This window comes from Bacillus pacificus (assembly GCF_020861345.1).
In the GTDB taxonomy this organism is placed as follows: Bacteria; Bacillota; Bacilli; order Bacillales; family Bacillaceae_G; genus Bacillus_A; species Bacillus_A pacificus.
The window spans coordinates 845,863-872,126 of the sequence record NZ_CP086328.1; the positions used below are offsets into that span (position 1 = coordinate 845,863).

The following is a 26,264-nucleotide window of genomic DNA, read 5'->3' on the forward strand; positions in this document are numbered from 1 at the left end:
ATGACTAAAAAATCATCCCCACTTAAACTTGGAAATGAAACATACGGAACCCTAAAAATCGAAGAGGTATTCTTACAAGCTTTAGAATTATATTTTATAAGGAAGAAAGAAGAAAAATCTCCTGTTTAATCAGGGGATTTTATTTGTTATATCTGAGAATATGCGTTGAAAAGAAATCCCTGATTAATTGAAGTGTTTATTCAGTACTAAGACATCAAAGGTAGTTAAGCCGTCATATATATACTATGTAAGTGGGGATGAAAAGTGAATTTCAATGTTTTGTTTGTGGAAATGACGGATTTTTTCAAGATTCTAGAACAACGGATTATAGATACAGTATTAGAAAGGGGTAGATAATATGACCTTATACCGTTTTGATGGTACGCCACACCAATGTGTAAAGTTTATGCAAAGTATTATTGGATTAATAGGTAATATTACTAGGTTTGAAGTGTATTATCATGTAGAAGATATTCCTAACAAGTATAAAGGTATTCCAAATGTCTATTATTATGAGGGTGAAAAAGATTTCACAGAAAAGGATTATTATTTGATATTACATAATGATAATCAGGATATAACGGTTTTATTGGGCGGAGGAAACTGTGGATATAGTGGTTCTGGTCCGAGTGCAACAACAGAAATTTTACAAATATGTGGTGTGAAAATGGATTATAGTCGAATATCTAAGGAGAAAAAGATCATTGAAAACAATGTGAGTATTTACCATGATTTAAATTTTATTATTTTCGAGGAAAAAGAAAGAAGGAGCTTAAAGCGGGAGCTATCTCGGAGAAGATTGAAAGTTAGCATGAAATTTCAAAATGGACATGATAAATGGCAAGCTAAAAAGGTATTTCAAACATTAGGGTATATTAATTCCCTGTCTCGTAGGAATGAGAGTGAAGAGAATAATTTCATATTGCCGTATCTTACAGGTGAAGAGTGGGCTGATTATGCAACGAACAATACGCTTACTTTATCGAATGCTGTTAAAATGTTAGATAATACTACATTAGAAAGTATGATTAAAGAAATTTGTTATGAATATAGTGCTGACTTTACCATTCAATGTTATGAGTGACGTGTGGAAATGTAGAATGCTCATCGGGATATATTTGGCTAGATACACAATGTTTATATAAAGGTAGAGGGTATATCTCATTATTCATTGAGTTTGTTTATTGGTATAGTGCTGCTTTTTATGGATATATTTGAGGTATAGATAAAAGGTAAGAGGGAGTCATATCCTCTTACCTTTTTTATAAGCCCATACAAAATGCTCTCCGATATGAAAATCCCAATCTTGCCATTCAAAAGGTAATGGTGAAGTCGTGTGATAGTATAAGTGATAAAAGAAGCTTAACCATTTAAAAGACCAGTGATCGATTTCTAAAGAGTGATAGAAATCGCGTGGAATCGGAAAGGCATAATTATTTTTAAGGAACCCTTTTGTTTCCGAGAAGTATAAATCAAATTGCGTATCTTTTGGAATAGTATTTAAATCCTCACTGTAATAAATGAACCCATTTCGTTTTTGATCTTCTAAAAATTTAATAATAATGTCAGAGCTTGTTACTCCTAGTTTTTGAACACATTCTGTAATTGAAAGAGAATCCATTGTTTTTCCTCCTATTCATATGAAAAAGGAACCTATATAAATATAGATTCCCTTTTTTTTTGTGATTTTATTCATATTAATAAAATTAATTCATAAAAATGAATAAAGGATAGACAAACTGTTCAAAGTAAGAACAGAATAGCCTTAGGAAGAAGAATATATTTCTAAACCTTTCTCGACATGGGCAATAAAGAAATTTGCTAATTCTGGAGCAGTGTCGTGAACTTGTTGTAACACTTGGCATAATCTTTGGAAACGAAAATGAAGTTCATGGTGCTGTGAATCTGTTTCTTGGGTGAGAGCAGGAAACAGGTTCAACTCTTCTTGCAATTTTTGTAGTAAATCCAATGTGATCGTATCGGTTTTTGCTGTTTCTAAATTACTAAGGTAACCTGGTGAAACATTTAGTTTTGCGGCGAATTCGTTCAATGTAATTTGTTTGTGTTTGCGTAATGTACGAATTGTTTGCCCAAGATGTTGTAACAAAGAAAAACCTCCTGACTTATGTTTGATAAAACAAATGTTTCTTTAGGAAAGTGTATGATGTAAGTCAAAAAAACAGAATATGAATAAAATTTATTAAAATGAGCAGAAGAAATTGTGAGAGGTTTCAACATATGGATTACGTTAATAAGACTTTGTTCTCAAGAGAATGAAGTCTTATTTTCTATTTTTCTTATTACGTTTGTATAGTTATATCTTTCTGATTACATTCATAAAGTAACTAGAGAAATGAGGTGTAACATGAAAAATTGGCTTAATGTTGAAGAAGCGATGGCGTTTTTGGAGGAGCATTATATTCATGTCAGTTATAAAACATTTACGAGTTGGTTGCGTAATGGAGAAATTCCAGCAATAGCATCTGATAATCGTAAGGAGGGATGGGCAATTAGAAAAGAAGATGTATTTGCATTTGCGGATAAAAAGAGACCAGGATTGAGGGGAATTCTAGAGGGATACCATGGCTTATTGGAAGATATGGAAAGAGTGAAGCAGCAAGTAAAAGTATTAATGCAAAATGAATGTGATATAGCCCCGATAGATAAGGAGGGGATACCTAATTCTTCATCAGAAGAAGTTGGGATTCATAACGATGAAATTGCATTTTTATATGACTTTATACAGGACCTATCGGATGAATTGCAGGAGGTAAAAAAACAAAACGAATGGATGAATCAAGCGTATGAACAATTGGTGGGAGACTATAATTTTTTATACGAAGAATTGAAAATGCACTATGAAAATGATGAGGAATTAATATTAGCTAAAGATGAGGAAGTTAGTGAAAAAGAGGAGGTCGCTAAGATAGACGAAGAAACATTTTCTGAATTAGTACAGGTTCAATGGGAAAAGAAGTTCCCTAATGAAATATTTTGTTTAGGACAAGAAAAAATAAAAGAACTATACACAATATTTTATAGGAACTTATATCAAAATGGTGGTGAGGAAGAATTAACAATTATAAAACAAGGAGATGTTTATATTTGTCCTGTTAGTCAAAAGGAATATAAACATATTAATCGAATTTATAATCCTGTGATTCGTAGGGTATTAGATCATACGCAAGGGAAGATTTTAAAAAAGCAGCATATGATTTCGTCAGAAAATGTGTTGTAGGAAGATAGGGGATTTAGTGAGAAGAATAGTAACCAGTAACAGTAAGTATAAAGTGAGTGAAACAAAATAACGAAGGTACACGGTCTTTTGAAAAAGTAGTGTACCTTCGTTATTTTCATTGAATTAATTGAAGATCATTGATAAGAAAATCTTGTTTTTCGTAAGAATGGGGTGTATATAAAACATCCATTCGATTATATCGATTCCAGTTTTGAAATAAGTGACCATGCGAATAAGCATAGGCTCGCTTTTTTGAAAAAAAGAATTCAACATGTTCTTTATTTTTCCCAAAGCAGGAGTGTCCACATGCAAATATGTTTTTGCTTCGAAAAGAAGGTTTTGGATGTCCGTTTCCATAGGGTTCAAGTGCCATCAAATCATCAAATAAATGATTCGGAAAGTTATAGATTGGGAATTCACTTATAAAATATGAAGTTGGCTGGGACGTATTTTGTTGTTGTGCTGCTTCTTGCATGCACGCTCTAAACTGTTGGATGTGTGATTCTTCTGGAGCAATAGATAATCCAGCCGCAGCAGCATGTCCTCCGAATTTTTTCAATAGTTCACTGCAAGATTGAATCGCTTGTATAATTGAAAACTTACTTCCATTTCCGCTTCTTGCAGAGCCTATTCCATCTTGGGTAAGTACAATTGTAGGCCTTTTATAATGGCTAGAGATTTTAGAAGCTAGTATGCCAATAATACCTTTGTGAAAATCTCCTGGTACAACGAGTAATGAATCTTTTTCTAAGGATTGTAGTTCAATGATTTCGGATGCTAATTTGAACTGCTCAGTAGTTAATTGCTTGCGCTTGTTATTTAAATTTATAAGCAGTTTAACATCTTCTACTGTTGGTTCTGCTTTTTGGAGGATAGCTGCACCGATGTTAGGGTCAGATATCCGTCCGCAGGAGTTCAACATGGGTCCAATGAGAAATCCAATAGTAGTGCTATCAATATATTTGATTTGTAATTGCTCACGAAATAATTGTAAAAGTTTATTTGGACAGTTTCGCATTTTATAGAGACCAAACCAACAAATGGCTCTATTTTCTCCAGTCAATGGCATGACGTCGGCAATTGTTCCTATTGTTGCATATTCAATATAATTCCATGTTTCTTTTATCCAGTCTTGTTTTAATGTTAGAAAAAGAGCTTGTATTAATTTTAAAGCAACACCAGCTCCGCATAAGTGCGGGTACGGATATGTATTATCCTTTCTTTTAGGATTTATAAATGCGAAACAAGCTGGATGTTCTCCTAATACTTCATGGTGATCTGTCACAATTATATCGATTCCTTTTTCTTTTGCGAGCTTTATTGCTGGATGTGCACTGGAGCCGTTGTCAACGGTAATTAATAGGCTTATATTTTTAGGAAGAGAATTCACAGCAAGTGGTGATAATCCATACCCTTCTTCTCGTAAAGGTAGCCTTGTCATTACATGGGCACCGAGCTTTTCTAGTGCTTGTTTTAAAATTGTTGAAGAAGTAATTCCGTCGCAATCGTAGTCACCAAAAATATAAATGCTTTCTTTTTGCTGAATAGCCTTTAAAATACGATCGACTGCTCGCTTCATATCATTGAGTAGAAAAGGATTGTGGAATTGTGAAGGATCAGGATATAAGAACGACCATAATTGTTCTTCGGTTTGAATACCATGAACAAACAAATGATAACCGAGTAAAGGATGGATGTTTACATGTTTTGCTAGGTACAGCATGTTCGCGTAGTGCGGATGATTTTCAAATGGAATATCAAGTTGTTTCCAATGCATAAAGAACCTCCTTGGATAGGCGCAAAAAAGAGAACCTGTTTAATTGACAGGTTCTCTTTTTCTATGTAATTTTATTCATTTATATAAAATTCGTTCATATATATGAATAAATATAAGTTTGTTTGACAATATTAACCATCAAGGGATTTGCTTCTGTTTGAACAACTCTAAACCTTCTTCGATATGAGAGATAAAATAATTAGCTAACTTTGGATCAGTATCATGCAGTGATTTTAGCAACTGACACATACGATCCAAGCGGAAATGTAATTCATGATAGGGAAAAGAAGTTTGATTCAGTGAAGGAAATAAATCGAGTTCTTTATTTAGTTTCACAAGTAATTGTAGGGAGATAGTATCTGTTTTTCCTGTCTCTAAATTGCTAAGGTAACCTGCAGAAATATCTAGTCTATCCGCAAATTCGTTTAACGTAATGTTTTTTTGTTTTCGTAAGTTTCGAATGGTCTGTCCAAGATTTTGTATCATATGATATTCCTCCTTATTTATTAGATAAAGGGTGTGTAAAAGATGACAAAGCGTAAGGAAGTAAGACATGTTACATTGGGTTCGATTCAATATGTTCATGATCCTAAAGCGGCAGAGAAATGGTTTGCTTTATATATAGAATGTTTACATGAAAAGTTGATGCAAGATTCTTCTAAAGTAGAAGGACAAGTGCATATTGTAAGTAGAAAGGATGGTGATGCTGAAAATGAAAAAGACAATAGCTTATTACAGAAGTTCGACTGATCTTCAAGAAAATTCGATTGAGATGCAACAAATAAAAGCTTTTGAGTATAGCATGAAAAAGCGTATAACAATTGATGAAGAATATGTAGATAAAGATGTTTCTGCTCGGAAAAAAACATTGATGCAACGACCTGGTATGAATAAGTTAATTAAAGAAATCGAAGCTGGAGTTGTGGGTAGTATTATTGTTTATAAAAGAGATAGATTGGCGCGTAAGTTACAAGAGCATGTGCAGTTATATCGTCTATTTCAAGAGTATGATATTGATGTTTATTTTTCATCAGATAGTGAAGTGCAAATGAATTATTCGCCCATTGGTGAATACATTGAAGCGATTCTCGGTTCTATATGTGAAAACGAAGGTTCATTGATTGCACAGCGTATTCAAGAGACAAAGATTGCAAAGTTTTTGAGCGGAAAGTATGCAGGGAATTTACCATATGGATATGAGAAAGGTGAACCGAATGCTGATGGACAGGTGAATATTTTACAAGTATCACATGAAATCGAAATAGTGAAAGGGATATATGATGCATTAATCAATCAAGAATATAAAAGCATGCAAGACTTGTGTAACGATTTAAATAAAAAATATAAAACAGAAAAGAAAAAGGATTGGGACCAAACTAAAGTCGTTAGCATCGTTGAAAATCCTACCTATTATGGTTTGCGAGTGATGAATTTTGGAAGTAAAGAATATAGAAAAACATATCAAAACATTAAAGTAATTGAGAAAACAGATTGGGATGTAGCGAATGAAAAATTAGAAAAAATAATTGTGAGACGAGAAACTAGTAAAGAAACATTTCAATTTTTATTGGAAAATATCCTTTATTGTTACGAATGTCAAAAGCCACTTAATGCGAAAAAGCGTATGAAAAATTATCAGGATTACTATGTATATGAGTGTAAAGAACATGACGTTTTTGTCGAAGCTAAGTATATAGAAGAAGAAATATTAAAACACGCAAAAGCTTTTTTTTATCGTTTATTGGATGGAAAATTTAATGAATTATATGAAAGAAGTACATATCAAAACGTACGAAAGATTAAAAAATTCATTGGAAACCAGGAGATAGTTATTAAGAGTACGACGAAAAAAGTTGGTAAATTAATAGATCAGTGGTTGAATTGTCAAAAGATGCAACGAGAACATGAGGAGAATGATTGTGCGAAATGCCAAAGTAATCAACATATAGGAGAAATAAAGGAAGCAAATGAAATTTTAAAAAGTGAAAAAAGAAAGTTACAACATTTACAGATGCGATTATATGAAATTAAAAACTTTAAAGAGAAAGCAAAAGAATGGCTAACTCATTTAGAATGTCCAAAAGATATTTTGCTTCTTGAGAAAGAAGAACGAAATCGTTTTTATCGTGACATGATCCATTGCATTCAGGTGGATTCGTGGGAATACCATATTGTGTTTAAGCATCCTTTTATGCTGATACAGGAGGTGCATCAAAATAGTGAAACAGTATAATGAAATGCGATTAGAAGACATTTTACAACCAGGGAAACGTGTTGCTTTCTATGCACGTTATTCTACGAAAGATCAAGGGTATGAAATGCAAAAGCATTCTGTAGAAGTTTTTTTACAAAAATATGGGTGTGAAATTAAAAAGGAGTATGTGGATGCAGGAGTTTCTGCTACAAAGGTTCCATTTGAAGAGAGACCTTATTTACAAAAGTTAATTTGCGATGCAGCAGATAAAAAGTTTGACTGTATTGTTGTATATAAAAATGATCGTATTGCAAGACACATTGAAGAGCATGATAAATTTCGGAAACAAATGTTTGAAATGAACATGCATGTAGTAGTGAGTAGTTCTCATGAACTATATACCGTGGGAGAAATCGTATCACAAACTGTAAAGGATGGATTGACTAGAATTGAAGCTGCTTTAATTCAAGAGCGTACAAAAGATACATTTCATAGTAAAGCCAAGAGAGGCGCATGGCTAGGTGGTAAAGCGTCATACGGATATGAGTATCGGGTAATAGTGGAGAATAACGGTGGAATAAAGAGTCGGATAGAACAATTTGATGATATAGAGCAGGAACAACAAGTTGTAAAGGAAATATATCGATTATTTGAATTAGGGTTTGGGTTTCAGCAAATTGCAGATGAGATAAGAGATAAAAAATGGGATGAAAGAATTAAATGGACAAAAGAACGAATACGGTATATTATTACAAATCCATTTTATTGTGGTTTGATAACAATGAATCGTTATTATAAGGGAGTATTAAATAATAAAAGTAAGTGGATTAAAGGGAAAGTACCTAATATGAATCCTATATTTTCTCAAGAATATTGGGAATATATAATAGGGATATTTGAGGAACGTAAAGAAAGAAAAATTCACTCGAAAGATTATAGCACACCGTTTTTATTAAGAAACATTTTGTATTGTGAGCATTGTAAAGAATCAATGACAACAAAAAATCAAGAACCAGGTGGAGGGAAATCTAAAAATAAAAAAGTAGAGAAAATAAGACGTATATATGATTGCAAGAACTGCAATTTTAAGTTGCAAGCAGAGATGGTTCATGAACAATTTCGAAAGAAGTATCTTCCATATGTATTAGAACAAGTAACACAGGGGAAAAAAGATCAAGTTGAACTTTCTATAGAAAGAAGATTAAAGAAAGAACTAAGTGATTTGAGAAACGCGAATCGAAAGTTGGAGAATGAAGCTATAGAATTAAATCAACAAATTGAGGAATTGAATCGAGAAATAAAATTACATTATGAACAAGAAATAATTCAAGAAGAAACATTAGAATTTATGAAGATATTAATGTCTCATCGTTCTAATAAGATGCATGAACTGAATGTGATAAAGGATAATCAAGATGAATTAAAGAAGAGAATGAATCGGATTGAACAGACTATAAAAGAAAAAAGTTACCTTCCTCCGTACGACTTGCTCAGTGAATTTGCACGAGAAAATATGAACCCACAAAAATTAAGAGCATTTTTACTTCAATTTTTTAAATGTGTATATATTACAAGTGACGGTGAATTGTTAATGACCGTAAATAATTCTTTAATCGAATCATAAAAACTCTTTCTAAAAATGAGAAAGAGTTTTTTTTTGAGATTTTCTCTGTGTAGAAATTAAGAAAAATATATTTTGTGTGTAGTGGCGAAAGGACCTTTGCCCATGTCTATTCCAAATAGAGAGGTGGAAAAAATTCCGTGATTGGATTTTTAAATTTTTTTCTTATTTTTAGGGGGTAAAATATTTCAGCAAAAAGAAATGTCGAATATGTTGTCGAATATAGAGGGAAACACAAAGGAAAACGGATTTTAGGTTTGAAATACCAGTAGTTATTCCGAAAATTTCCTGTGGAATCTACACAATTAGAATTTTTGTACTATGAAAATACTAAATTAGGACAAGTGGTATTTCGGTTTTGGGAGAAGTTATTGTGAAGTCAGTTGTTCATTTATTCGGTTTAACGTTATGTAACCCATGCCAATCATAACTCAAAACCGAATGGATAGAGAAAAAGAGGGCTTATCCTATGGTATTACTGGATTCTTGTCCTTCACTTGTAAATAAAAGAAACTTATGTAAGTGATCTTTCGGTTTTGGGAATTGGTCAAGCCTAACAAGCTATCTGTATTTCGGTTTTGAGTGTATAGATATTAGGATGTAGTTTCAAAGTTTGATAGGAGTTCCTAGAAAGATAAGGATTGCTGGAATGGAATAGGTAGTACGAGCTTGAAAATGTGAGTGGAATATAGATGTGAAGTCAATATGTTTTAAGATAAGAGTTATGTAATTACTGTTAAGAGAACTTTTGGGTATGAAGAGATAAATAAAACATGTGTTTTATAACGTTCTTAATGTGAAGATACTTATAAAATAACTTCTTATGTAGGTTGAAATAAGAAAATTCATTAAGAACTTTAAGTAGTTACGTCTGTAACCTTACAAGTTTTACTACTGGACCGATTCTATGTTCTGTGTTATACTACCTCTAGGATTTTAGAATCGGAGGTAAGACATATGAACTGTATTAGTTTTTTTGCAGGTGCAGGTGGACTGGATATGGGAATTCACAGGGCTGGTTTTGATGTACGCGTTTCTGTGGAAATTGAATCTATATACTGTGAAACATTGCGAACAAATCACCCTGATTGGAATGTAGTAGAGGGTGATATTATGACATATACAAAAGAACAGATATTGGAACAAGCGAATTTGCAAGATGATGAAGTGGACTTGATGATCGGTGGCAGTCCATGTCAGTCTTTCAGTACAGCAGGTAAGCGTCAAGCATTTGCAGATCCTCGCGGACAAGCGATGCTAAAATTTGCAGAACTTGTTCGTGATATTCGACCAAAGGCTTTTATGATTGAAAATGTACGAGGTTTATTGTCAGCAGCTTTAAAACATCGTCCATTAAGTGAGAGGGGAAAGGATGCTTCGCCTTATACCGATGAGGAACAGCCAGGTAGTGCACTCGCATATTTATTGCAACAATTTGAAGGGTATAGTATTCAAGAACCTACCCTTTTAAATGCAGCGAATTATGGAGTTCCCCAAAAACGTGAGCGTGTATTTATTGTGGGAATTCGCCAAGATTTAGGTAAAACATTTGTATTTCCTGAACCTACACATAATGAAGAAGGAACGGATGGAAAAAAGCCGTGGGTTACAGTGGGAGAAGTGTTAAAAGAAATTGAAATAAAGGAACACCACTATCAGATGTATTCTCCAGAGAGATTAAAATATATGAAGATGATTCCGACAGGTGGTGGGAATTGGCGTGACCTTCCAGAAGATGTGGTACAAGATGCTATGGGAGGAGCATATACAAGTGGAGGAGGAAAGGTAGGATTCTTCCGTCGATTAAATATAGATAAGCCCTCTCCAACGTTGTTAACATCACCAGCTCAAAAGAGTACTAATTTGGGGCATCCATTTGAAAATCGTCCATTAAGCATTGAAGAATACCTAGCTATTCAAGAGTTTCCCGAAGATTATTATGTAGCAGGTACATTGTTGAAACAATATACACAAATTGGAAATGCAGTACCTGTTCGTCTAGCGGAGATTTTAGGTAATGCAATTCGACATACACTAGAAGTATAAAAAGTCATAAATTTACTATGACTTTTTATTTTTTTGTCTATTTTTTTATTTTCTCTTATGAAATAATGGAATTATGCAATTTATGGATTAAAGGGAGAGAAAGAATATGAATGAACAGACAAAGCAACGAATACGCGAACATCTATCTACAGTTATGGAACGTCTCATACAGAAGAGAACAGTTGACGAACCATTTTCAGAAGCTGACATTGAAAGAAATAATCCATTTGGTTACTATTTAGTCCCAATTGAAGTATGGAAAGGTGCTAAATTTGAGCGTTCATTTGTAACAAGTTTAGGACAAGGAATCTTAGAGCAATTAGGAAAAATAATTGCAGAAGGAACAGGCGCTACAGCTATTAATCAATATGATACAGTTATGACTATTAATACATGGAGAATAGAAAAAATCGAAGAAATTTTAAAATCTCAGCGTGGAAAAGGAAAAAATCAAAAGAGACCAAATTGGGATGAAGAAGTAAAAGAAATATTAGTACTAGAAAATCAGCGTTTTGAAGAAATTACGGTAAAAAGTGATTTATACATAAGAAGACAGAATGGAAGAGAAGAATATTATAGTTTTAAAACTGTTAAACCTAACCTGGATCAAACAGAAACTGCCAAACGGGACATGTTGTCTTTAAAAGCAGGAAATCCAGATTGTGAGCCCTACTTTGCACTACCGTTTAATCCAGCAGGAGAAGGTAACATATATCGTAGAGCACATACATTGCCGTATAAACTGTTTAATATGGATGAGGATCCAAGTGTGTTAATTGGTGCGGATATGTGGAATAAGATTGGTGATTGTGAAAGTACATATGATGAGTTGATACAAATTTTTAAAGAAGTAGGGGAAGTATATTCTTATAGAATAAGAACTGAATATCTAGAAATAAGGGGATAAAAGTTATTTAAACTACATAGTTTATACTATGTAGTTTTTTGCAAATATTATATGTTTTCCTCTATGGTAGGCCATTATTTATTAAAAATAATAAGGGAGATATAGGATGTATAAACATTTTTTAGGAATTGTTAATGATATAAATGAAGATAATCAAGCTAGAGATGCGTATTCTTCTATAAATGGATATTTTTATCAATTCGAACTTACCTTACTTCATATATTAGAAGATGGAAGCAGTAATGATGCATTTGGAGAAGTAAGAGTGGATAAACCCGCCGAATTTCAGGTTGAAGTAATTGAAGACTATGTGAAGTATTATGAAAAAGATGGGATATCTCATATAAGAGTAGCTCAAATGAAACATCATAGTGGCCTTGCTGGCCCATCAAAATACACTGAAGCAGTTTTATGGCTGTACTATAATTATTTGAAATACATTGAATTGGATGAAAAAAATGTAACTTTGAAGGCAGTGGTATATCATTTTGATCAGTCACCTTCAGATAGTAAAAAAATATTAACTATATTAGAAGATGGAATGGAGAAGAATGCTGAAAAACCTGCAAAAGATCAACTTCCAGTTTATAAAAAAATAATAAGTAAAGGAAAAGATTCTCCAGAAGTTCGAACCAGTTTTTCAGAAAATGCTTGGTTTGAGAAAACTAAATCACTAAAAGAAGTTACTGAAGAAATAAAAAATAAATTGTATGAACGTTATCAGAGTATGAAAGGGTATCATACTCCAGAGTATTTATATGCAGTAGCTGTTAATAAAATCATTGAAGATGGAGCCAGTAAGACTCCGATATCCCTTAGTAGGTTAGATGAATTGTTTAGTGAGCGTGTAACGATAAATCCTAACTTTTATAAATATAAGATAATTGAGGAGATTTTTTACATAATTGACGGGAATATTGAAGAATTAGAATTTAAGCCCTCTTTTCCGCTTATAGAGAAATTTCCAAATGAAGTAAGGATGGCTTATGAAGTAATTTATCAAGAAATAAAAAACTTTATGGTAAGTAGTCTTCAAGATTCAAGCTTGAGGAAATCGTTTTTAAATTCACTAGCACCCAAAAAAATTAGAGACTATTCACTTGAAAGTGAGAAAGAGCTAGAAGCATTTTTAGAGTGTAGTGAGGCAATAAAAAGCTTCTTTGCTAAGTTAGCCAAAATTATTTACTTTCATAGAATTACAACTGGTGAAAATAAAAATGTTGAAGAATTTTTCGATATAGATTCTTCTATATGGTTATTTAAATACCCGAATGAAGAGCGGTCGAGCGGAGTCATTATGGGGAATATTTCAGGAAATCCTGTGCACGCTTTAATTGAATTGATACCAAGGTTCGCTAATATGCAAACTAAACCAAACGTCTGGTATTTAAATGATATTGGCATTAGGGCGGATAGTAATTATCCTTATAAACACAGTATTACGAATATAGCCACTGATTTAACACCATGTAATCCAGATGAAGACCATTTTCACATTCAATGTTTGAACTGTTTAATGCATTTGGATCTTGATAATTTAGATAAGGCACTTAATATTTTTACAGACGGGTGTCATGAAAAAGGGGAATAGTGATGAAAATCGATGAAGTCATTGATTTATTAAAAGTAAATGGATTTAAGGAAAAAAAGTTTATAAAGAAAAGGGTTATTTATAACCAAAAAGAAAGAAAACAAGAGACCCAAGAATTCAATATATTAGAGTTTGAATTTGTTTTTGTCAATGAGGTAGAAACCGAGTTATACATTGTAGAGGAAAAGGATAGCTTATTTACTTATGAAGAGATTGAAGAGTTTAATATTAAAATTGCAGCTTTTCTTACTTTTCTAGGGAATTCACCTATTAAATATAATGTAAATTTAGTTCTATTGTGTCCACTTAATTTAAAGAATTTAGATGAAGAAGATGAGAGGGAAGTTCGATATATATTAGGTCACGAAAGAAATAAATATAATTGTAGAAAAATATTCCTTGATACAGCTAACCAAAATTTTGAAGAGGAGTTGTCTATTCTGCCCTCTCTCCCAATTAATGTACAAATAGAAAATCTAAATATTGGATATGGTGGTTTGTTAGAACAAGTAAAACTAGCATTAGGTGAGGATCTATATCAAGAGTTAAATAAATTCGATGAAGAAATTGATATTCGTTCAATAGTTAAGCATTTAAACGTAAAGGGTGAAGGAAATGAATAATCCGACTTTTTTGATTAAGAGGGTAATAATCAACAATTTTCGTGGATATCCTCAAGGGGACTTTGAATTTTTTAAAGATAATTCAGAGAAAAGAGGATTGATCTTATTAGGAGGATCTAATGGCTATGGAAAAACATCTTTGTTAGATGCTATTGAATGGTGTCTAAGTGGAACAATTCGTCGCATTCAAGAAGATTATGAAATTCGCAAAGAAAAATCTAATAACTTACAAAGGGGTTTAATACGTCATAATCCTAGTAAAAAAGAGGTGTCTGTATTAATTGAAGCTGAAATTCAAGGTCAATTATTTAAATTGGAAAGAAGTTTTAATAAAGAATTAGAGAGTGAAGCTTTTGTTGTAGAAAACACCCTTCTGAAAGTAAATGAAAAGGAACTTTTAAATGGTACTATTGACGATGTGTTAAATAAAAAAATAGCCGATATATTTTATGATAGATATGTTTGTTCGTATGATAAAAATATCAAGATTTATGAGAAAAGTCGAGATGGAATTTATCAGATGTTCTCGGCGTTTTTTGGTGGTACTCAAGAAATTGAAAATGTTATAAATAATTTAGAAGGATATCAAATAGGACGTGGAAAACAGAAGAAGATTGTTTATGGTGTTATAAAACAATTAGAAGAAGAATTGAATGTGTTAAATTTTAAAAAAGATGAAGCGGATAAGAGATTACAGCAATCGACGGAGCAGAGAAAAAAACATTTTGATACGGTAAAGGAACAAGGGGATTTACAAGATGTTTTGAATATATATCCAACTAATCCAGTAATTAAGTTAACTGTAAGTCCCCACGAAATTATTGAAAGTCCATTAGGTTATGAGCAGAGATTGCAACAGGCGAGAGAGCAAAAAAAAGTTTTAGAAAATATACAATATCTTGTTGAGAAAGCAGCAGCTTATAATCAAGGTGTAAAATACATAAAACATTTAGAAAAAACATTATTACTTCAAAGCTTTCGTGAAGAATTACTTAATCCATTTAAAAAAGATGAACAAGTTATTAATCAAGTTCAATCATTGGATATTAAAGTAATTAAAGAACAGCTAATTTATTTTAGAGGTATTGAAAAGAGTACTCCCAACATTGTTCGAAATTCTCGAAAAGTAAAAGAGTTATTGTTAGATTATGCAGGGAAAATTTTTGATGCTCAGCATAGAATAATACAAGAAATTAATCTATTAGATTTGAAAATTGAAGAAAAAGAAAAGCTCGAGGTTGAGCTAAAGCAATATGATACAAATAATCCAGTTCTTAAAGCGTTGCGCTCCTTAGTTGATCATTTAGATGGATTTCAAATACTTCATAAATCTCAACACGAAAGCTGTCCGTTATGCGGTAGTAAGGAATCATTTTCTAATAAAGAATTAGAACTAGCTCAAGATGCAAAACAAATTTTAGGAGATGTTGATCAAAAAAGAAATGCATTACAGATTCAATATAATTTGTTAGAAAGTGAATTGCAAAAAGATCAAGAAAATATAAAAAAATATATTATTGATTATATTAGTAAAGAAATTTTGCATTTAGAGGGACTTCTAACCTCTTATAATCAAATGGAAAATATTCGTTTGGCTTGTGTGAAGTTTCAATTAAACTTTAACGATTTAAAAATGAATACACTGCAAAGAATTGAAAATGAGTTGGGAAAAGCAGTTCTAGATGGAGCTGATGTTTCTCTTGTTGAACAAAATATAATTAAAGCTTTATCTAACAATGCTTATAAATTAGAGGGTGTACCAAGCACTTTGACGGACAAAGAAGATATAACAGTTCAAGAATTTTTAAGTTTATCTCCTAAAGGAAAAAAGAGTGTTTTAGAGGTCTTTATTAAACAGTATGAGATAAATTTGAATGTAGGAGAAAAATATATAAATCCATCTCAAATAAAAAATATTAATAGGGATACATTGAAAAAACAATTAAAAGTGTTGGATTATATAGGACAGTATTTATTAAATGATAAAATTATTAGGGAGTTAGATGGAGAGATTTTAAAATTGAAGGAGAACTTTACAGAACAGGAGAGTTTATATAATAATAAAGTTAAAGAGATTAATAAGCTAAAACATTTACTCTCAAGTTTGAAAAAAATCAGAAGTGATTGGGATAAAAAGATTGCAGAGGAAATAAGAGTACCGTTTAAGAGAATGTATAAAAGATTAACAAGACATACCAATATTAATGATATTGACTTAATAAAAGAAGGAATAACAAATCAAAAAGCTAAAATAGTAGCAAATGTAAATTCTGAGGAGATTTTTGCTCCTAATATATTAAGTGCTGGTCAATTATCAACCATGTCACTGGCGATTTTTTTAACTGTTGCGATGGGGCAAAAAAATCAATCATTTAGATGTTATTTTATGGATGAGCCTATTCAAACAATGGATGATTTAAATGTTTTATCTTTTGTAGATTTACTAAGAACTGAACTTTTGCGTCATAAAATAGAGCAAAACAGTTTTATTGATCAATTGATTTTGACAACTTGTGATGAAGATTTTGAAAATCTAGTTCATCATAAAATGAAGAATTTTAATGTTAATTTTACACATATTCATTTTACAAGTTATGGTGAGTACGAATTTAAAGCTTAAAAGAGCCTATTCAGGCTCTTTTTTTGTTAGTAATTTCAGTTTCAAAATATGTCAAGGTTGCAACACAAATTGCCATTGGAAGTGAATGACTTTCATGAAAATTAGTTTTTTTGTTTAAGGTCTTATGAAACATTCGGCAAAGAAAAGAGTTTGTTTTAATTACTTTAATTTCAGTTATTATGTTCTTTGAAGATAGACGATTTATTAAATCTATTGCACTTTTTATATCTGATGAATAATGCCAATGCCCCATATTATAGTGACTTTGATACCATTGAGATCCTTCTTCTGTATTAAAACAGTCAAATAATAATATCTTATGTGCTATCAATTGATCTTTTTCTGCATTGGTAATTTTTATCCAATCAAAGCCCATTAATATCCTCCTTTTTATAACAGTTATATTAATGTTACATCTGTGGAAAACAATCTAATTGGTAGTCATTATATTCATTTGAAAAGTTACCTATTCAATGAAGTTTATTTTGTTATTTTAGTAATTAATTACAAATATATTCATATTAGTGAATTTAATTCATAAATATGAATATATTTGTAACTTTGAGCGTAAATTAGAAGTGAATTTAGTAAGTTTTGTGTGCAGTTAAAGAGAAGTTTTGATAATACTTAAAAGTCACACATATGTATATGAATAAGAGGATGTAATTGTATCGATTATAGTAAAGCGAGGGATAGTTATTGACGTTTATGCTGTATATGTTCGTGTATCGACCGATAGAGATGAACAAGTTTCATCAGTTGAAAACCAAATAGATATCTGCCGCAATTGGTTAGAAAGAAATGGATTTGAATGGGATGAAAGACGTGTTTATAAAGATGAGGGAATCAGTGGTACGTTGTTTGTAGATCGTCCTGCTATTCAATTGTTACTACAAAAGGCAAAAGCGAAAGAAATTAATATGGTTGTTTTTAAATCTATTTCTCGTTTAGCAAGGGATTTGAAGGACTCATTAGAAATTCGTGAAGTGTTTTTGGCTCATAATGTTCGAATCATTTCTGTTGAAGAAGGATATGATTCCATTAAAGCAGGAAAAAATGATATGGCATTTGAGCTTTGGTCTTTATTTTCAGCACAATATAGCCGTACGTTATCTTCCAGTATTAGTGCTGCTTTAGCAGCTAAAGTACGACGCGGTGAGCATATTGGTAAAGTACCGTATGGATACGATCGTGAAAATCAAAAATTGATAATAAATGAAGAAGAAGCTAACGTTGTTAGAGATATTTATAATTGGTACAACATTGGATGGGGATTCAAACGGATTACAAATGAACTCAATCGATTAGGAATTAAACCAAAAAGTAAAGAAATTTGGCAAATCACATCTGTGCAAAGAATCGTTAGAAGTCCTATTTACAAAGGGACTTTTATTTTAAATCAATACACCTCCATCAAAGTTGGAGGGAAGAAAAAACAGATTCGAAATCCACAAGAAAAATGGTTTGTTTTCCAAAATCATCATCCGAAGATTGTAGATGAAGAAACCTGGGAACAAGCAAATCAAAAGGATATTACTGTTAATAAAACGAAGATTACAGCCTGGAATGAATTTCGTGACTTAGCAAAGTGTGGTGTTTGTGGTTCTAACATGACAATTGTACAATCACACCTTCTAAAGAAAAATGGTGAAAGAACGGAGTGGAAATATTTAAAGTGTTCCAAGTATAGAAGGGCAGGAAAGTATGGTTGTGTGAATCATGTGCCGATTCAATATTGTGATTTTCGTCAGTTCATTATTGACTTGTTGATAAAAAAAGGAGAATACGTTATTTTAAAACTCCAAAGCAATGTAGAACAAGGACAAGAGAAAAAAATAAAAAAACTAAAACAGCTCATCAACGCAAACGAACAAAAGAAAAATTCACTACTGGACTTGTATTTGGAAAAAATAATTAATAAAGAAGAATTTGAAAAAAAACGGAACGCTCTTGAATTAGAAATAAACCAAGCCAGCCAAGAATTGTTTATCTTGCAAAATAGTGATGCTGTACAAATAGATATCAAAACAATAAAACAAGCTTTTGAACAGTTACAACAGCAAGGGAAAGATTTGTTTCGCGTGTTTCAAACTCTTATTGAAGAAATTGTTGTTCATCAAGATGGAACAATTGATATTATATATAATTTTGAATCTCCCTGAAAACATGCTAGTGATAAATAAGTGCACAAGCATGTTTTTATTTTGTTTTTTGATACAGTAGATCCTCACAGTCCAAATAATTATGTAAGCTGTGAGAACGCATTACATTGATTTTTTTTTATAATATAATGTAATAAGGTTTAAATGTATTTTATTTTGAGAATTAGTTAAAGGGGGGAGTTAGTGTGATCCAGCCAGAACCACAAAGTATAGGTATGACCTCACTAATGAATGATATTGAGAGTGGGAGGATAAAAATTCCGCAGTTCCAAAGGGAATATGTGTGGGAAAAGAAAGCTGCTGCGGCATTATTAGATAGTATTGCAAAAGGATTTCCGATTGGAACATTTATTTTATGGGAGTCCCAGGAAGAATTGCGTCATGTGCGGAACATAGGAAATCATAACCTGCCTACAACGCCTAGTGGACATGTGGCACAGTATGTACTAGATGGTCAACAACGCATTACAAGTTTGTATACATGTTTTAAAGGGTTAAGTATAGAGCGTAATGGAAAAGTAGTGGATTTCTCAGAGGTTTATGTTGATCTGAAAGTTGCTGAGGACGGGGAAGTGGTTACGATTGACATTGATTATACAGAAATTAATCGGTACATAAAAATAGTTGATTTATTATATGGGAAAATCAGTGTACTGGCTAGAACTTTTTCTGAAGAACAGTTAGACAAAATTGATTTATATAAAGAGAGGTTTAAATCATATCAGTTTTCATTAGTAGTGTTAAAAAATGCTCCTATTGATGTGGCTACTGAGGTGTTTACTAGGTTGAATATTGGCGGTAAAACCTTAACATTATTTGAAATAATGGTTGCGAAAACTTATGACCACAATTTAGATTTTGATTTATCCAAGAAATATGAACAGCTCTTAGAGGAGTTAGGAGAAGACTATTCAACAATTTCGTCTTCGACAATTTTGCAGGTGATTTCAGCCATCCTAGAAAAAGATTGTACAAGAAAACAAATTTTAAAATTAGAAAAAAGACGCTTTATTGAAATATGGGATGCATCAGCAGTCGCGATAAAAAAGGGTATTGATTATTTTAAAAATCATTATGGAATTCCAGTATCCCGATTACTGCCGTATGATGCTCTGTTGGTACCGTTTGCATATTTCTTTCATTTTCACCCCGATCGCCCATTGGATATAAAGAGAGAATATTTAATGGATTTCTTTTGGAGAATTTCATTATCAGAGCGTTATTCTAGTGGAACGGAAACAAAGTTAGGACAAGATATAAAAAGAATTAATGTAATTCTAAAGGGAGAACTACCGAATTATGATTTTGACGTGGATTGTTCTTCGGATCGTATTATTGAGCAAGGAGGATTCAGTACGGGAAGGAGTTACATAAAGGCGATATTGTGCTTGTATGCATCTCAAGTTCCTAAATCTTTTGCTGATAATACAAAAGTTCATGTGGATAATGCATGGTTGCAAATAGCTACAAGTAAAAATTATCACCATTTCTTTCCAAGAGCATTTTTGAAGGGAAAACAGGAAGAATTCTTCGTAAATCACATATTGAACATTACTATTGTAGATGACTTTTTAAATAAACGAGTTATAAAAGCAAAAGCTCCTTCTGATTATATGAAAGATTTTAAAAAGGTTAACAGTCAATTGAATGAGACAATGCAATCACATTTTATTGATGTAGATACTTTTGGTATATGGGAAGATGATTATGATTTGTTTTTTGATCGAAGGGCAGAGTTAGTTAGCCGTGAGTTACAAAAACGTATAATTCCTCAAAAGGAATCGTTTAATAAAGTTCCAACGAACTAATTTTTAAATACCCTTATATCGGTTAACTGTAAGTAATATCTATTGCTTTTGTTGTATTTGCAAACACTACACATCTCAAAAACTAGGGGTTAAAGGACGTTCACAAGTAGTTATTGAGCTTCTTTGCATGGGAGAGCTCGAACTATAAAGAAAGAAGCCGACTTTTATATGAAGAGTCGGCTATTTTTCTGTTCTTATCATGCAGGATATGAATGATAAGAACATTCCATACATAAATAGGTAGTAAGGAGGGGGTATAATGATGCAAATTTCAATTGGTTTTAATAATAGGTTAGAGAAGAAAATAATTGTAGAAGGAAATGCAGTGGTAAGTTTCCCTTCTGAGTTATATATTCTTTTTCTTTGCATAGTTTTAATTGATATGGAAAGAAAGGGGATATTATAAGTGTTTATTTTGAAGGATATAAATATTGAAGATGATGAAATTTTGGACTCGTATCTAGTTTGTTTTAAGGATAGATAGAGTGAAGAGATTTGCTGTATGGGGATGTTGGTGAAAAGGAAAATGGAAAGCCAGCAAATGAAGAATGAAGATGTGTATTATTATCAATTTATTTATTTATTTTTATAGGAAGAGTCCAGTGGATTTTTCTAGAAGTGATTAAGAAGATATAAAACTTCAAGTACATTTTGATATGAGTCTTGAAATGATTGCTGATTTTCGGTATTCCTATAGTGAATATAGTTCAACACCAGGGTTAAGTTTTTCAATGAAAAATCAGCAAATTAAATCTAATGATTTAGGAAATGTAATTATGCAAGTTAGCCCAGGGGATCGAATTTAATATATAGATTGTCGTAGCTTTGAGAAAAACTGTATAAAAAGAGGTAACCAAACCTGGTTTAGTACATAACTTAAAACCTCCGTTTTGAATTACTGTACAAAATTAAAGAAAAGTGAATATACATAATTTATTTATAAACAATTACTTGTCTATAATGGTTCACATAATATTAAGTACGAGTAAATTACTTATTATATAGTGGTGTACTTTTATTACAATAACCATAAATAATCGCATTTATTGACATGGAAGTACAAAAACGTTCAGTTTTACTAATTTATTCGTTATAATAAGATGATAAATTCGTATAGATTGAAAAATAGATTTCATGATGGAAATGTTGCATCCATAAAACTATTAAAGGAGTTTTTAGAATGTTAAACTTCAAAGGAATGAGTACAAAAGAAAAGGTGTTATTTTCTCTTAATCCAACGGCTTATTTGATTGGAAAAGGCTCGATAAAAGCAGTTGAAAAGGTTCAAGATTTAACAAATAGTAATGCTACTGTACAAGAATTAAGGAATGAAGCTGTCCGCCAAGAAATCCTTTCACAAATGGCAGAATCACAGGCAAGAGTTGCACAAGAACTAGCCATAGCACAAAGGATTAATACTGCTGAGCAAGTTGAGATAGAGGAGTTTTATGATAATTCAGGTAAGGCTGGACTAACCGCTAATTTCACTGAAGAAGCTATAACAGCGGGATTAAGTGGGGAAGGAAGAAAAGTTAAAAAAAGAATATATCGTTTTACTGGATGGCACGAAGGAGGAACACAGGTATTTGATCAAATGAATGAAAAGGATGATTAATAATTTTTAACTGTTTGATTTAAGGAAAAGGGGTTGCAATGGCAATCCCTTTTTGTTATTGAGCTAAGAAGGGTGATTTTTTGAGAAGAAGTTCCCCTTCTCTTTTTTTAACTAACAAGATTGTGAAATATTGTACTAAAATTTAACGATGTGTTAGTAACGCAATGCAAAGGTTGGGGGTTAAAGAACGTTCGCAAGCAGTTGTTGAGTTCCTTCATATGCGAGATCTCGAACTATAAAAGAAAGCCGACTTATATACAAAAGGTCGGCTGTTTTTCTGTTTATATTTTGAAGGGAATAATTGAAATTGGAAATAAAAAGTAAGTAGCTTTTTCATTTTACTTTATGGATTTTCTCATTAATCTCATAATAGGAAGTTAGAATAATTCTGGTATTGCAATTTCAGGATTACCTGACACCTCTTCTTTAACGTTTGGTTCTATTTGTGAGGAGGAATTAAAATCTCCTAAACAATATGGATTTTCTTTTGTCCCATCTCCAATTGGAAATTCGACTTTTTTAATGTACATTGCAGGACGGACGTATGGGCCCCAACTATAATGGAATTCTCTTGTCGTCCAGATTTCACCATCTCTATCGGTATATGGTATCCCTGCTTCTGAATAATCTCTAAGTGAATATGGGGCAAGAAACTTATAATCTATATATCGGTCTATTGTCAGTTCCTTATTGTTTTCTATTACTAGTTCTTTTAGTTCTTTAATGGACAATAAAAAGAATCGATCTTTTGTTGTGAATTTTTCTGCATGTTTGTAACGAACCAAGAAGCTTTCTAAATCTTCATTATTACAGTTGTATCCCTGTACAACTGTTTCGATTTTAGTAGGAAGAATCAAATTGTATATGCTCTCATCAAAAACATTTGAGTACCAATCTTCTAATTTTTTTCGTATAGAACATTCATTCCATAAACATTTTATAGAGTTTACTTTTCTTATATTTTCTGTGTAGGTTGCAAAGAGCAAATAGCTATCTTCTGATATATCTATTACCTGCCATGTTTTTTTTTCTCTTTCTCCAAAAAATATATGATCTCCGATTTGGAGATTTGTATTTTGGGGAGAAATTATTTCCTTTTCGTCCTCTGTGGGTAGTTCTAGTTGCAAATGTTCTACAGGTTCTTCATTCAGATAATTCTTATCAATCATTTTAATATTTGCAAGTAATTCAACAGCTAATTCGAAAATATTTACTTCTTTATTAGATATTATATATGCTGAATTCTTTAAATAGTTATGGATAATAGTGAGTTGTAAATCAATCTTATTAAAAGGTACATTTGCACTTTCTAATGGTTCTATCAATGAATCTAAGATATATTTTTCATCCTGTTTTATTTTAGTTGACTTCTCAATTCCTTTTAATAGTGGAACTTCGTATACCTGAGAATTATAAAGATCATCAACAGTAATCTTATCGAATAATCGGTCAATTAAATCAGGGTTTTCTATTAGATATCTAAAAAACGCTTTATAAGATATAGTTCCTCGTACATTTACTCCACAATCTGAAAGTGTAGATTTTAATAACATTAAATCTGGTGTACTCCAATTGCCTTTCCCGATTTGATAAAAGTCATTTACTATACAACAAATCTTTTCTATATCTGTAAGTAAAGGGTATTCTGTATTGTTGTATACTAGGTGCTCAATCGAACTTTTCCAATATAACAGATTGATATTATGTTCTAATTTATCAAGTCGACTTTCCATTTGGATTATGTCTGAACGTGTTTTTTTGAAGAAATGAGCTAAAGTACCATAAATGGTATTAATTTCTTCGTCTACTTCTATCATCATCGAATTTAATTTGTTGTTAATAAGTGTAACGGTTTCAAAGGTTATCAGATTTTGTTCGGCTAGCTTTTGTATCATTTGTTGAGACGCATATTGAGAGCGAGATAAATCCATATCTATACGACTTCTTATCTTGGTGTTTTTTCCTGTTATTCCACCCCAAAAGCGTTTAAAGAAACCCTGGTTTGCTAACTCTGCTGAACGTGACTCACTTGCTGTTAAAGCTGTTACGCTGTCAATCACGAGTTTATTAATTTTAGCACTATTTTCTTTGTGAGTAGCAAGAGTTGCTTCTATGTAAATATCGAGCTCCTGTTTATCTTGGTGAGAAAGTTCTTCGGTATTTTTTATGGCTAACTTCATTTTAGTTCCTCCTTATTTTTTTATTAATTGTTCTATTTCGCTTTTCAATTTAGTTCGATGATTTATAAGCGTATTTCTTTTTTGTATAAATCCCATTTCTTCTTGTAAAAGATTTGAAAATAGGTCGTTAATCCGTTGTTGTACTTTTCCCATTTGATAAATTGGTTTTAAAATGTGAACTGCATCTTCATAGCCTTGTTGAATTCTTAGATTTGCTCCATCTGAAGTGAAATCCAATGTTCCATTGATAAATTTCCCTATACTTTTTCTTGGAATAATTTCAATTATGTTTGCATCAGAAAATTGGCCATAGTTTATCATTTCATCTGGGTTTAAGTGTACTACAATAAAATTACGATATCCTTCCTGATACAAAGGTGAAATGGGTATGTTATCTCTTATGCCGCCATCAATAAAGTGCTCACCATATATTTTTTCAGGTTCAAATATGAAGGGCAATGCAGATGAAGCAAGTAAAATAGATAGTATTACCTGCGGATCTTCCATGTTTAAAGAAAAATATTTTTCTTTAAGTGTCGGTATTATGCAACATGTTGCATAACATTTTATAGGGGAATTTGAAATATCAGATAAGCAAATGTATGTATTGATTAACTCGATTAATCCACTACGAGAGAATGCTCCAAATTTAGCTATCTTTTTTGATGTTTTTATTAATGGAGTTGTCAATGAACTTGCTATACCGAGATTTTCCAAATTCTCAATAAAGGATGTTGTTTCCACTGAAAGAATTTGACTTGGATTTATATTCTTCCAGACAGATTCAGCTATTTTATAATCCCCTTGAGCGAATAGAGCTGCATTTAAAGCGCCTACAGAAGTGCCAGCTACTGCCCCTATGTTTTGTTCTACGCCAAATTCCGCTAGGGCTTTCCAAACTCCTATATGATAAGCACCTTTCCCGCCGCCGCCAGCTAATACTAGTCCTATTTTTTGTTGCAAGTTAACCCCTACTTTCTTAGATAATGAAGAGTCTTTCCCGCCTCCTGTGTTGTACAAAAGACGGTTTTAATTATTGTATTAATAAAAAGTTATATTAAGCTTGATTATTCTTTAATTGTTTTATAATATAGCGTGCTGCCGATATAGGAGATGATAAAGCTAATGCTGCATCAGTTAAATCTAATAAATCGATAGTATCATTCTCAGCACTGGTACTGGTATGTTTATGGATTTGGTGTGATGAACTACCATGAACATTTTTAGAATCTATGAGGTTCCCCACTCGCCTCAATAAGTTTTAATAATTATCCTCTTTCGTGTAAATAAACTAAGGGTTTATATTTTTGGATGAGCTGTAGGAGATCATCTGCTTGTTTTGTCAAAATGTCTCTCTCGTTTTCATTTAAGGTTTTTTCGGCGTCATTCATGTTCCGTTGTGTTCTATTCTTATTTTATTATATAATATATTTTAGATTTATTCTTTTTAAATTGAATATATAAGAATACAGGAATTAGTTACTCCGCTTAATAAAGCATTGAGTATATACTTTCTTTAAATGCATTGTCATCATATGTTATTACGAGATTTTCATAAATCAAATGCATAGAGATTTTTGATGCAATTTTAATTCTATATTTATTTGCAAACACTACACATCTCAAACGCAATGCAAAAGCTAGGGGTTAAAGGACGTTCACAAGCAGTTGTTGAGCTTCTTCGCATGGGAGAGCTCGAGTTATAAAAAGAAAGCCGACTTATATAAAGAGTCGGCTATTTTTTTGCGTATATTTTGAATTTAAAAAGGTATCTCAGACTTGGAGAGGGAAGATATGTTTCAGGAAGAAATGTTAAAATAACTGTTTTAGAACATGATGAGGTATGCAGGATAGGTATTTTTGTCATTTATAAATAAGAAGG

Annotated in this window: 23 protein-coding genes and 3 pseudogenes; 19 read left to right on the forward strand and 7 right to left on the reverse strand. The window is 31.9% G+C overall.

Features of this window, described 5'->3' with window-relative positions:
- The gene (locus tag LMD38_RS28595) at window positions 1-129 is read left to right on the forward strand and encodes a hypothetical protein (RefSeq protein WP_000163166.1); all 129 of its coding nucleotides are present in this window, start codon (window positions 1-3) and stop codon (window positions 127-129) included.
- 229 nt (window positions 130-358) lie between these two features.
- On the forward strand, window positions 359-1,084 hold the full coding sequence (locus LMD38_RS04425; RefSeq protein WP_228920191.1) for a hypothetical protein: 726 nt from the start codon (window positions 359-361) through the stop codon (window positions 1,082-1,084).
- A gap of 159 nt (window positions 1,085-1,243) precedes the next feature.
- Here LMD38_RS04425 and LMD38_RS04430 read toward each other — a convergent pair whose 3' ends face one another.
- Together LMD38_RS04430 and LMD38_RS04435 are read right to left on the reverse strand one after the other, a co-directional pair.
- The gene (locus LMD38_RS04430) at window positions 1,244-1,621 is read right to left on the reverse strand and encodes a hypothetical protein (RefSeq protein WP_228920192.1); all 378 of its coding nucleotides are present in this window, start codon (window positions 1,619-1,621) and stop codon (window positions 1,244-1,246) included.
- 144 nt (window positions 1,622-1,765) lie between these two features.
- Window positions 1,766-2,107, reverse strand: a complete 342-nt coding sequence (locus LMD38_RS04435; RefSeq protein WP_228920193.1) for a helix-turn-helix domain-containing protein — start codon at window positions 2,105-2,107, stop codon at window positions 1,766-1,768.
- A gap of 258 nt (window positions 2,108-2,365) precedes the next feature.
- On the opposite strand from LMD38_RS04435, the gene LMD38_RS04440 reads away from it, so the two are divergent.
- Entirely contained in the window at window positions 2,366-3,238 is an 873-nt protein-coding gene (locus tag LMD38_RS04440) for a helix-turn-helix domain-containing protein (RefSeq protein WP_228920195.1), read from the forward strand.
- A 115-nt stretch (window positions 3,239-3,353) separates the two neighbouring features.
- On the opposite strand, the gene recJ is transcribed toward LMD38_RS04440, so the two are convergent.
- Together recJ and LMD38_RS04450 are read right to left on the reverse strand one after the other, a co-directional pair.
- Complete coding sequence (gene recJ, locus LMD38_RS04445) at window positions 3,354-5,015, reverse strand: single-stranded-DNA-specific exonuclease RecJ (RefSeq protein ID WP_228920197.1); 1,662 nt, start codon at window positions 5,013-5,015, stop codon at window positions 3,354-3,356.
- 138 nt (window positions 5,016-5,153) lie between these two features.
- Entirely contained in the window at window positions 5,154-5,501 is a 348-nt protein-coding gene (locus LMD38_RS04450; RefSeq protein WP_228920199.1) for a helix-turn-helix domain-containing protein, read from the reverse strand.
- 42 nt (window positions 5,502-5,543) lie between these two features.
- On the opposite strand from LMD38_RS04450, the gene LMD38_RS04455 reads away from it, so the two are divergent.
- The 8 genes from LMD38_RS04455 (at window position 5,544) to LMD38_RS04490 (ending at window position 16,617) form a co-directional block, all read left to right on the forward strand.
- Window positions 5,544-5,765, forward strand: a complete 222-nt coding sequence (locus tag LMD38_RS04455; RefSeq protein ID WP_228920201.1) for a hypothetical protein — start codon at window positions 5,544-5,546, stop codon at window positions 5,763-5,765.
- Window positions 5,728-7,248 carry a recombinase family protein gene (locus LMD38_RS04460; RefSeq protein WP_228920202.1) on the forward strand — a complete coding sequence of 507 codons (1,521 nt, stop codon included), beginning with the start codon at window positions 5,728-5,730 and terminating at the stop codon, window positions 7,246-7,248. The genes LMD38_RS04455 and LMD38_RS04460 overlap by 38 nt, the downstream gene beginning before the upstream one ends.
- Window positions 7,235-8,833, forward strand: coding sequence for a recombinase family protein (locus tag LMD38_RS04465; protein WP_228920203.1), 1,599 nt, complete (start codon window positions 7,235-7,237; stop codon window positions 8,831-8,833). Before LMD38_RS04460 ends, LMD38_RS04465 begins: the two co-directional genes overlap by 14 nt.
- Before the next feature lie 954 nt (window positions 8,834-9,787).
- A complete protein-coding gene (locus LMD38_RS04470; RefSeq protein ID WP_228920204.1) occupies window positions 9,788-10,876 on the forward strand; it encodes a DNA cytosine methyltransferase in 1,089 nt (362 codons plus the stop codon).
- Between the two features lie 106 nt (window positions 10,877-10,982).
- Window positions 10,983-11,783 carry a TdeIII family type II restriction endonuclease gene (locus tag LMD38_RS04475; protein WP_228920206.1) on the forward strand — a complete coding sequence of 267 codons (801 nt, stop codon included), beginning with the start codon at window positions 10,983-10,985 and terminating at the stop codon, window positions 11,781-11,783.
- 106 nt (window positions 11,784-11,889) lie between these two features.
- A complete protein-coding gene (locus LMD38_RS04480; protein ID WP_228920208.1) occupies window positions 11,890-13,374 on the forward strand; it encodes a hypothetical protein in 1,485 nt (494 codons plus the stop codon).
- 2 nt (window positions 13,375-13,376) lie between these two features.
- Entirely contained in the window at window positions 13,377-13,997 is a 621-nt protein-coding gene (locus LMD38_RS04485) for a hypothetical protein (protein ID WP_228920210.1), read from the forward strand.
- Entirely contained in the window at window positions 13,990-16,617 is a 2,628-nt protein-coding gene (locus LMD38_RS04490; RefSeq protein WP_228920212.1) for an AAA family ATPase, read from the forward strand. Before LMD38_RS04485 ends, LMD38_RS04490 begins: the two co-directional genes overlap by 8 nt.
- 10 nt (window positions 16,618-16,627) lie before the next feature.
- On the opposite strand, the gene LMD38_RS04495 is transcribed toward LMD38_RS04490, so the two are convergent.
- Window positions 16,628-16,993: a BC1872 family protein gene (locus LMD38_RS04495; RefSeq protein WP_228920214.1), complete on the reverse strand. Its 366-nt coding sequence runs from the start codon at window positions 16,991-16,993 to the stop codon at window positions 16,628-16,630.
- 322 nt (window positions 16,994-17,315) lie between these two features.
- On the opposite strand from LMD38_RS04495, the gene LMD38_RS04500 reads away from it, so the two are divergent.
- The 7 genes and pseudogenes from LMD38_RS04500 to LMD38_RS04530 all read left to right on the forward strand — a co-directional run.
- Window positions 17,316-18,779 carry a recombinase family protein gene (locus LMD38_RS04500; protein WP_228920353.1) on the forward strand — a complete coding sequence of 488 codons (1,464 nt, stop codon included), beginning with the start codon at window positions 17,316-17,318 and terminating at the stop codon, window positions 18,777-18,779.
- A gap of 185 nt (window positions 18,780-18,964) precedes the next feature.
- On the forward strand, window positions 18,965-20,587 hold the full coding sequence (locus tag LMD38_RS04505; protein WP_228920216.1) for a DUF262 domain-containing protein: 1,623 nt from the start codon (window positions 18,965-18,967) through the stop codon (window positions 20,585-20,587).
- 76 nt (window positions 20,588-20,663) lie between these two features.
- A pseudogene (locus tag LMD38_RS04510) lies at window positions 20,664-20,735 on the forward strand (helix-turn-helix transcriptional regulator); the annotation flags it as partial.
- Between the two features lie 111 nt (window positions 20,736-20,846).
- The gene (locus tag LMD38_RS04515; protein ID WP_228920219.1) at window positions 20,847-20,993 is read left to right on the forward strand and encodes a hypothetical protein; all 147 of its coding nucleotides are present in this window, start codon (window positions 20,847-20,849) and stop codon (window positions 20,991-20,993) included.
- A gap of 262 nt (window positions 20,994-21,255) precedes the next feature.
- Window positions 21,256-21,393, forward strand: coding sequence for a hypothetical protein (locus LMD38_RS04520; RefSeq protein WP_228920221.1), 138 nt, complete (start codon window positions 21,256-21,258; stop codon window positions 21,391-21,393).
- Window positions 21,394-21,767: 374 nt separating this feature from the next.
- Window positions 21,768-22,202 (forward strand): hypothetical protein, encoded by a 435-nt coding sequence (locus LMD38_RS04525; RefSeq protein WP_228920223.1) that lies wholly within the window; start codon window positions 21,768-21,770, stop codon window positions 22,200-22,202.
- 152 nt (window positions 22,203-22,354) lie between these two features.
- A pseudogene (locus tag LMD38_RS04530) lies at window positions 22,355-22,441 on the forward strand (hypothetical protein); the annotation flags it as partial.
- A 138-nt stretch (window positions 22,442-22,579) separates the two neighbouring features.
- Here LMD38_RS04530 and LMD38_RS04535 read toward each other — a convergent pair.
- Window positions 22,580-24,382 carry a diguanylate cyclase regulator RdcB family protein gene (locus LMD38_RS04535; RefSeq protein WP_228920225.1) on the reverse strand — a complete coding sequence of 601 codons (1,803 nt, stop codon included), beginning with the start codon at window positions 24,380-24,382 and terminating at the stop codon, window positions 22,580-22,582.
- Window positions 24,383-24,394: 12 nt separating this feature from the next.
- Window positions 24,395-25,345, reverse strand: a complete 951-nt coding sequence (locus LMD38_RS04540) for a patatin-like phospholipase family protein (RefSeq protein WP_228920227.1) — start codon at window positions 25,343-25,345, stop codon at window positions 24,395-24,397.
- A gap of 653 nt (window positions 25,346-25,998) precedes the next feature.
- Between LMD38_RS04540 and gerE the strand changes: the two are divergent.
- Window positions 25,999-26,088 (forward strand): annotated as a pseudogene (gene gerE / locus LMD38_RS04545) (spore germination transcription factor GerE); the annotation flags it as partial.
- Window positions 26,089-26,264 lie beyond the last annotated feature (176 nt).